Below are 9,366 nucleotides of genomic sequence, written 5' to 3'. Positions count from 1 at the left end.
TTATCGTGGTTGAAAACATTGTATCATGAGGAAAGCTATAATGGCTTTTCTTTTTACACAATTATACTGGCTTAACCATTTTTGGACAGCTGAAGGCATTGAGAAGGTCTTTAAATACCAAGGCGCGCTATTTTTGAACCGGTGAAGGCATTGGGAAGACCTCCGAATGCCAAGGCGCACTAGTATTTAGCTGCTGAAGGCATTGAGAAGACCTCCGAATGCCAAGGCGCACTAGTATTTAGCTGCTGAAGGCATTGAGAAGACCTCTGAATGCCATGGGCACTACTTTTGGACAGCTGAAGGCATTGAGAAGGACTTTGAATGCCAAGGCGCCCTATTTTTAATCCGCTCAAGGCATTGAGATGATTTCCGAATGCCAAGACGAATTATTTCAACCCACCTCAAGGCATTTATAAACCTCCTGCTGTCTGCTGCCTCTTTTTTTCGCAACTTTAGTTAGATTATTAATTTAATATTTTCCTATTTTTCACTTGCCAAATAGGAATGATTACGATAATGTGTAAATCGTAATAATTACGAAAAGGGAGTGCGGGATGTTGAGAGACTTTTTAGATATACATAAAAAGAGCTTCAGAGTTTTATCAAGTTTAGGTATTATTTTATTAATATTCATGGTATTAACAGCATGCAATTCTGCAGAGCAAACAGAAGGCGAAGAAAAAGAGAAACATATCCATTTTCTATATAATTTTGCAACGAATTCTTTAGACCCTAATGTTGATTCAAGCTATGTGCCAATCAGAGCGGGTATTACAGAAACATTAGTTAAACTAGATGAAGAGAATCTAACGATCGCTCCATGGCTTGCTGAAAGCTGGGAAGGGGATGATGGGACAAACTGGACCATTCATCTGAGAGAAGGGATAACTTTTCATAATGGTAATCCAATGGACGGGCAGGCAGTTAAGGCTTCTCTTGAACGTACAATAGAGGAAAGTGTTGCGATGAAAAATGCCCTTAAGATCGATACAATAGAAGCAGAAGGTAACACACTGAATATTACTACAACAGAACCATTCCCTGAGTTTATCTCAGAGTTAGTAAATCCAAATGTGTCCATTATCGATGTGACGGCAGAAGATATTATTAATCATCCAATTGGGACAGGTCCTTTCGCCCTTGAATCATTCTCACCAGGAAGTAAGCTGGAAGTTGTTCGTTTTGATGATTATTGGGATGGTGTATCACCGCTTGATCGTGTGACATTCTCATTTAATGAAGATCCAAATGCGCGGACAATGGCGCTTCAGTCTGGTGAAGTAGATATCGTCTATCGACCGGAAACAGAAAGTATCGAAGAATTAAAATCGCAAGGCAATATCCAGGTTGATTCAACGGCAACATTCCGTGTACACCAGATGACAATGAATATGCAAAGAGAAAGTCTCTCAGATGTTAATGTAAGACGTGCGGTGGATGCGCTTATTAATAGACAAGAAATAGTTGACAACATTTTATTAGGTCATGCCGAAGTAGCTTATGGACCATTCCTGCCGTCTTTGCCGTTTGCACCTGGCTATGAAGAACCGGAAACAGGATCGGAAGCAGCACTAGCTTACCTTAAAGAAGCAGGCTATGAAAGAGTAGATGGGGTAATGCAAAAAGATGGAAAGCCTTTAACTCTAACTCTTTTGACTTATCCAGCACGACCTGACTTACCATTAATTGCACAGGTATTCCAATCAGATGCAAAGGAAATCGGGATTGATGTTGAAATTAGACAAATTGATATTCCGGAAGAGTATATGGCAGCAAATCGTGACTGGGATCTGGCGACATATAGTAATTTAACTGCACCAAGAGGGGATGCTGGTTATTATTTAAATGCCACATATCATCCAACAGGAGCACTTAACTTTAGTGGTGCCGAGGTTCCAGAACTTACCGCAATTATTGATGAATTAAATCAGACAGTTGATCAAGATAAACGTTCAGAATTGGCGGAACAGGCAGCAGACTATGTATTTGAAAATAAAATAAACTCTTTTGTACTTCACCCTTCTACGATTGTTGCCTATAACAAAGATAAGGTGGAAAATTGGGTCACAACAAAGAGTGAATATTATATGATTACGAATAAACTGGATGTGAAATAATTGCTTCGTATCATTGCACGTAAATTTATAGAAGTTTTATTCTTTATTATATTTATCACATTTATTGGTTTCGCCTTTGTACGGATGGCACCAGGAGACCCTGCTCTTACTATTTTGAACGTAGACGAGCTGTCGGTCAGCCAGGAGCAAGTGGATGCATTAAGAGAAGAAATGGGATTTAATGACCCGTTGCTTGTGCAATATGGAAACTGGTTATTAAATTTTGTTAAATTAGATTTTGGCGAATCGTATGTAACAGGGCAAGAAGTAACAGATATGATTTTGCTGGGATTACCAGCAACGCTTGAGCTGGCTGTTGGAGCAATCATTATTATGGTGCTTATTGCCGTTCCTTTAGGCTCGCTTTCTGCGTTGTACCGCGACAGCTGGATTGATCAGTTAGGTCGTTCACTGTCTATTATTGGTGCAGCAGTCCCCAGCTTTCTGTTAGGGCTGTTATTAATCGATCTTTTTGGAGTCAGGCTTAGTTGGCTTCCAACAATGGGGCGTGGTGGTTTTGCCAATCTGATATTACCATCCCTTACCTTAGGCTTAGCGATATCAAGTGTATACGTACGCTTGATTCGCTCAAGTTTACTGGATGCCTTTAGTCAGGATTTTATTCAGTCAAGCAGGGCAAGAGGTATATCAGAATGGCGAATCTTCTTTCTGCATGCATTTCGATTTAGTCTTCCTCCTGTTATTACCGTATTCGGAGTGAGTATGGGCAGTTTAATTGGTGGAGTACTTGTAATTGAGGTGCTTTTTGCGTACCCAGGACTAGGTAAAATGGTGGTTGATGCGATCAGACAGCGTGATTATCCGTTTATTCAAGGTTATATCCTGATAATGGGGATTGTCGTTTTCCTTGTCAACACATGTGTAGATCTGTCCTACCGATATTTCCACCCTGAATTAAGATGGGAAGAAAAGGGGACACAAGAATGAAAGCTATGACGATAAATATTGATCAGCGAAAAAAAACAAAATGGAAAAAAGTAATAGCGATCACTGCAATTATATTGGTAATTGTTAGTTTATTATATACGTTTGCCTATTTAAGACATGATTCCAATCATGTGGATATGGGGAACCGATTAGCAGGTATGAGTCTGGAGCATCCCTTAGGCACAGATCATTTAGGGAGAGATATGCTGACAAGGATATGGATTGGTGCCCAATATACGATTGGTTACAGTGCGCTGGCTTTACTGGCATCCTTATTGATTGGTGTTCCAATTGGATTACTTTCTGGTTATTTTAAGGGAATGATTGATCGTGTGTTTATGCGCAGTGCAGATGCCTTTTTGGCTTTTCCTGATACGATCGTTGCGATTGTTCTTGCTGGTCTGCTTGGTCCAGGGATTGGTAATCTCATACTCGCTATAACTTTGATAAAATGGGTGAACTATGCTCGCTTAGTCAGAAGCACGGTTTTAGCAGAATCACAAAAAGAATATATCTGGATTGCCAAAATGAACGGATTATCACCAAGGAAAATTGTTTCCAAACACTTATTTCCCCATGTAATTGGATCCGTTTTGGTTATGGCAAGCCTGGATTTTGGCAAGGTGATCTTACTTATCTCCGCATTTTCCTATATCGGTTTAGGTGTACAGCCACCTATGCCTGAATGGGGAGCAATGTTAAATGAACTGCGCCCATATTTTAATTCAATGCCGCAGCTGATGCTTTATCCTGGCCTGGCGATAGTAATTGTTGTTTTGTTAACGAACTTGCTTGGAGACTATTTAAGAGATTATTTTGATGTGAAGAAAGAAGGCAAGGTATGATACTCTCAATAAAAGATGTAACCATTAAGAATAAAGACAATACGATCATAGACAATGTCTCCTTATCCATTCGTGAAGGAGAATGGTTTGCACTTGTAGGTCAGAGCGGCAGTGGGAAAAGTATGATCACACAGGCTATCGGCCAGCTATTGCCCTCTTCCTTAAAGGTGGAAGGCAATATTTATTTGCGTGATACAGACCTGCTTTCCCTTGATAAAAAAGAAATTAGGCAAGTGAGAGGGAAAAGAATCACTTATATTTTCCAAAACTACTTAGGATCTTTTACACCATTTCATACGATTGAACACCATTTCAAAGAATATATGAGAGTCCAGGGATTAAATGATACCAAGCTGCAAAATGAAAGAATGATAGAGTCACTTGAGTCAGTAGCGCTCTCACAACACTTACTGAAAAGATTTCCTTCCCAGTTAAGTGGCGGTCAATTACAAAGGGTATCGATTGCACTTGCTTTATTGTTTTCTCCAGATATTGTGATAGCGGACGAAATGACAACAGCACTTGATAGTGTTTCCGGATACAAAATCTTGGAATTATTAAAACAGAGGCAAAAAGAGACAAACTGCACGATTCTTTTTATTACCCATGATTGGCGGCATGTCAGAAAATATGCTGATCGCCTTGCAGTAATGAAGGATGGGCAAATCATTGAATCAGGAGGAAAGCACCGAATCCTGGATCACCCTCAACACAGTTATACAAAGCAATTGATTAAAGCAGCCCCTCTGTTAAGAAAACAATTACCATCAGGGTTAGATCAGGAGGAGATTTTATGATCGTCGATGTACAGCATGTGACGAAATCCTATCAAGGCAGTAAAAATATTCTTCGAGACGTTTCTTTTACCGTTGAAAAAGGGGAATGTCTCGGCTTGGTAGGTGAGAGTGGCTGTGGAAAAAGTACGTTAGCTAAATGTCTGCTTCGTATGGAACCAATTGATTCCGGATCGATCCAGTTTAATGGTCAAGCGATAGAGTCATTGTCCGAGCGGAAACTTAGGCCAATCAGAAGAAAAATGCAAATTGTTTTTCAGAATCCGACTGCATCCCTGAATCCAAAATTGAAAATAAAAGATTCATTACTTGATCCAATTGAACAGTTAAAGGGTGAGGCAGACTTGAATTATTTTCAGTTTACCTCCAAAAAAGATTATATCAGGCAATTGTTAGAAGTTGTCGAGCTTCCTGCATCAATGGCTGACCGGTATCCACACCAGTTGAGTGGAGGCCAGCGACAGCGTGTCACCATTGCCCGTGCCATCAGTATGGAACCAGAGCTGATTGTATTGGATGAACCGACTGCCAGTTTAGATGTTATCTCACAAGGTGTTGTATTGGAATTATTAGACGATTTACGTAGGAAACTTAATTTATCCTATCTGTTTATATCTCATGACTTGGCTGCCGTCCACCAAATGAGCCAGCGAATTATGGTGATGAAAGATGGAGAAGTCACCGATCTGTTTGATAAAGAAGATATTTTTTCAGATCAACGGCATGCATATACTAAAGAGCTGATTTCTATTTTTTAAATGATATACAGGACTCGACACTCGCAAAGGCGCAATGCGATTGCCGAGTTTTTTTATGAATAGAGAGGGAAAAAGTTGGAGAAGTTTTTTTGACTGCAAAACTTGACGAGTGTTCCATTGTTATGATGTTATGAAGCGTTCATACATGCAAAACTAGGCGAGTGTATCAAAGATATGATGTTATGAAGCGTTCATACATGCAAAACTCGGGGAGTATTCCATAGTTATGATGCTATGAAGCATTCATGAGTGCAAAAATTCAAATGAGATCCCCCTTTCTACGCTATGATTACATTTTCTTTCATATCTCCATACCAGGAATTGTATTTAACAAGAGGACAGGACATAACTAATATTGTTTGCCCATAATACGAACGATACCATAATCAAGAGATGAACGCACATACGAAGCGCAGTCAAAACACAGAGACTCCTGCGGGAATAGCATCAGCTGAAAATCCCGCAGAAAAAGCGGTTTTTGCTTTTTTGTGGAAGTTGAAGCGATGCCCGCGGAAAGCGAAGTGTTTTGGCGGAGCGACATATGAGCCAAATTTTCCACATGAACAAAAACCCGAACCTTTTAATTAAAGTTCGGGTTTTATCGCAATAAAATAGTTTTGTCCCAGCCTCTTCAAAGCTCTATTTAAACTGATTCTGCCCGCATTTTCTTCACATAAATATAATAAATGCCTAATGCTATTACCGACAAGATAGCTCCTGACACATAAGGCATGAAAATGGCTAATCCATACAGCAGTCCGCCAAGCGGTGGGCCAATAATTCTCCCGAGTGAATCAAATGACGATAAGAGTCCGGTTACTTGTCCGTATCCAGACTTGGCTTGTTTTGTAAGCAATGACGAGACACTTGGTCGAATCAAGCCATTTCCGATTCCGAAGATCGAAAGGAAAACAGCGGCAGTTAAAAAGCTGTTGACAAAAAGTATCAAAGTAAAGCCAATAATAGAGGTGATAATTCCGATTTGGATCACATTGCCTTCACCAAATTTTTTCGTCATCCTGCCAACTAATCCACCTTGAACCAATGCACCGGCAAAGCCCATAATCATAAATATATAACCAAGCTGGACGGTACCGAGACCTGCTTTATCATAAGCAAAATAGGCAAATGTCGCTTCAAGTCCTGCAAGTGAAATAGAAACAAACCATTGCAAAAGAAACAATGGAGCTGCAGGTTCTTTTAAAGCCTGAAGTAATGAAGGCCGTTTTTTCTGGACAGCCTCACTATCAGAAGACAATGATTCTTTTAGAAAAAACATTACTAAAAAGAACGTAATAACAGAGGAAGTACCTGCTAATAAAAATGGTGTCGCGAGATTTTCCTCAGAAAAAACACCGCCGATTGCCGGGCCGAATATAAAACCTAAGCCAACAGAAGCGCCAATAATGCCCATCCCTTTGCTGCGGTTTTCCTCACTTGTAATATCTGCTACATATGCCATCACTGTTGGCATGTTAGCAGCAGAGAGCAAACCGCCAACAATTCTTGCTGCAAACAGCATCCATAATTGTGTAGCGAATGCCATCAGGAAAAATGATAGAGAAAGCCCAGCTATTCCTATCAGTAAAACTGGTTTTCGGCCGATGCGATCAGAGACCCTTCCCCACATTGGGGAGAATATAAATTGCATTAAAGAATAAACTGCCATCAGTAAGCCGAGCTGTGCAGGTGATGCTCCGAGATCCTCTGCATAGAACGGAAGGACAGGAATAATGATCCCGAAGCCAACCATTACTAAAAACATGACAGCAAATAGTACGGCTAATATTTTTTTTGAATTCAAAATTAAGTCACTCCAAGTAGAATAAGTGATGATGATCGCTTATAAATTTGATTTTTCGTTATGAATAAATTGTTTTAAATCGTCAATGATATAATCAGATTGCTGGTCGTCAATAATCAGATCGATTCCGTAAAAATAGCTGTCTTTTCTTTTCTGCCATGCTATCCGGCCGTGTACAGTGTGTTCTGTCACAAGTTCAAAGGTTGACTGGATAATTATATCCTTCCCTTCTTTAAACATTAAATCGAAAGAAGTAGATACTTGCATGCCTCTTGGACTGATATTGTGAACTAAAAACTTGCCTTGTTTACTTTCCACATCTTTTCCATTTACTTTCACTATTTGAAAAAGCCCGTGCTTTGGCTGGTTAAAGGTATAACGAAATGTCTCATCACGTCTGTATCTCATTGTTCTACCCCCGTTTTAGTTGAAAATAGACAGTAGATGGGATGTATGATCAACAGAATAGTCTGCTTGCCATTTCTGATCGTTTATCTTTCTTTGACGATGATTGAGCCAAATTGCTTTCCACCCTGCCTGTTTTGCTCCGACAATATCGTTTTCATACGAGTCACCAATATAAACGGTTTCTTCCTTATCTAATTGGAGTTTGTCCTCGATATGCTGGAAAACTTCCGGGCTGGGTTTAGAGTGACCAATGGCACCAGATACGAATATATTATCCTTTTGGACCCATCGTTCTAATCCAAGCTGGTTCACTTTCATCATTTGATGGTTCTGTTCCCCATTTGTCAATATTGCTATCTGCTTGCCTTGCTCATCAAGTCTATGTAAAAGTATTTCTATATCAGCCAATAAGGTGATTTGTTGCTGTTGTAGCAAATAGGTATGCTGGAACGCAATGGCCTCCTCTTGAGACAGGATCAGACCAAATTCATCGCAAGCTTTCGTGATCCGGTATGTTTGAAGCTCAAGAGCCGATATTTCCCCATTCATATGTTTTTCAAAAACTTCATCACTATACTTTCTGCTTGCAAGATATAATGAGGCAATTTCCTGAGGTGAGAATGGATGATCTAATCGCTCCATTACTGCATTTTTAAATGGCTGCAATTGATCATAAAGTGTATCATCCACATCGAATATAACTGTCTTCATTTTTTATTCATCCTTAAAAACTATTGTATTTCATCATTTTATCATAACACAATACTTGGAAGGAATGTATACCCAATGATTATCGAAAAGAATTATCTGATTGTTAACAAAAGTTTAACTATTTTATTATTGAAAATTAGTCGAAATATTGTTAAAATAATCACAAAATAACAAGCTGTGTGTAACTGGCGAGGTGCGGATAACCGTAAGGGAGCACATAGTATCGATAGCCGCTCGCCTGGGCAAAGGTAAGGATTTATCCTTACCTCTTTCTATTTCATATAAATAAGGAGTGTGGTTGTAGATGAAGAGAGTATACAATTTTTCAGCAGGTCCATCTATGTTGCCTTTAGCCGTTTTAGAAAAAGCACAAAAGGAACTGCCTGATTACAAAGATTCTGGTATGTCTGTAATGGAGCTAAGTCACCGGTCAGGATTATTTACAGATATTATTACAGAAGCAGAACGTCTTCTTCGAGAATTAATGAGTATTCCTGATAATTACAAGGTTTTGTTTGTACAGGGTGGGGCATCTCAGCAATTTGCCATGGTTCCACTTAATTTAATGAAAAATGGTAAAGCAGATTATGTGAATACTGGTTCCTGGTCTAAAAAAGCAATGAAAGAAGCAAATAAATATGGACAAGTTAATGTTATTGCATCATCTGAGGAGGAGAATTTTACTTTTATTCCTAAGATCGAAGCAGACATGATTGATCCTGAAGCAGATTATGTTCATATTACAACAAATAATACAATTGAAGGAACAGCTTTCCGGGAGATCCCTGATACAGGAAATGTTCCATTAGTTGCTGATATGTCATCCAATATTCTTTCAGAGGATATTGATGTTTCCAAGTTTGGCATTATTTACGCAGGTGCACAAAAGAATATCGGACCAGCAGGATTAACAGTTGTCATTATTCGTGAAGATTTAATCGGTAATGCATCAGACATCTGTCCGACAATGCTTGATTATCA

Annotated in this window: 8 protein-coding genes, 1 pseudogene and 1 riboswitch; of the genes and pseudogenes, 6 read left to right on the top strand and 3 right to left on the bottom strand. The window is 39.3% G+C overall.

All coding sequences use genetic code 11. The annotated features are described in order from the left end of the window. Positions 1–632: 632 nt before the first annotated feature. Genes nikA through F9U64_RS09295 form a run of 5 tightly spaced genes read left to right on the top strand, consistent with a single transcriptional unit; the run spans position 633 to position 5,462 of the window. Positions 633–2,117 carry a nickel ABC transporter substrate-binding protein gene (nikA, locus tag F9U64_RS09315; RefSeq protein WP_228275647.1) on the top strand — a complete coding sequence of 495 codons (1,485 nt, stop codon included), beginning with the start codon at positions 633–635 and terminating at the stop codon, positions 2,115–2,117. After that, positions 2,118–3,065 (top strand): nickel ABC transporter permease, encoded by a 948-nt coding sequence (gene nikB, locus F9U64_RS09310; protein WP_153402734.1) that lies wholly within the window; start codon positions 2,118–2,120, stop codon positions 3,063–3,065. Continuing rightward, a complete protein-coding gene (nikC, locus tag F9U64_RS09305) occupies positions 3,062–3,910 on the top strand; it encodes a nickel transporter permease (RefSeq protein WP_153402733.1) in 849 nt (282 codons plus the stop codon). Before nikB ends, nikC begins: the two co-directional genes overlap by 4 nt. Next, positions 3,907–4,707, top strand: a complete 801-nt coding sequence (locus tag F9U64_RS09300) for an ATP-binding cassette domain-containing protein (RefSeq protein ID WP_153402732.1) — start codon at positions 3,907–3,909, stop codon at positions 4,705–4,707. The genes nikC and F9U64_RS09300 overlap by 4 nt, the downstream gene beginning before the upstream one ends. Then, a complete protein-coding gene (locus F9U64_RS09295) occupies positions 4,704–5,462 on the top strand; it encodes an ABC transporter ATP-binding protein (protein WP_153402731.1) in 759 nt (252 codons plus the stop codon). Before F9U64_RS09300 ends, F9U64_RS09295 begins: the two co-directional genes overlap by 4 nt. A gap of 643 nt (positions 5,463–6,105) precedes the next feature. Here the strand turns inward: F9U64_RS09295 and F9U64_RS09290 are convergent. Genes F9U64_RS09290 through F9U64_RS09280 form a run of 3 tightly spaced genes read right to left on the bottom strand, consistent with a single transcriptional unit; the run spans position 6,106 to position 8,385 of the window. Then, a complete protein-coding gene (locus F9U64_RS09290) occupies positions 6,106–7,266 on the bottom strand; it encodes an MFS transporter (RefSeq protein WP_153402730.1) in 1,161 nt (386 codons plus the stop codon). Between the two features lie 39 nt (positions 7,267–7,305). Next, positions 7,306–7,674 (bottom strand): hypothetical protein, encoded by a 369-nt coding sequence (locus F9U64_RS09285; protein ID WP_153402729.1) that lies wholly within the window; start codon positions 7,672–7,674, stop codon positions 7,306–7,308. Between the two features lie 15 nt (positions 7,675–7,689). Further along, a complete protein-coding gene (locus tag F9U64_RS09280; protein WP_153402728.1) occupies positions 7,690–8,385 on the bottom strand; it encodes an HAD family hydrolase in 696 nt (231 codons plus the stop codon). Between the two features lie 171 nt (positions 8,386–8,556). Beyond that, positions 8,557–8,636, top strand: a riboswitch (ZMP/ZTP riboswitch). Between the two features lie 53 nt (positions 8,637–8,689). Between F9U64_RS09280 and serC the strand changes: the two are divergent. Beyond that, positions 8,690–9,366, top strand: a pseudogene (gene serC / locus F9U64_RS22940) (3-phosphoserine/phosphohydroxythreonine transaminase); the annotation flags it as partial.

The organism is Gracilibacillus oryzae (genome assembly GCF_009498735.1).
Taxonomy (GTDB): domain Bacteria; phylum Bacillota; class Bacilli; order Bacillales; family Amphibacillaceae; genus Gracilibacillus; species Gracilibacillus oryzae.
This window is presented reverse-complemented; position numbering and strand designations above follow the sequence as displayed.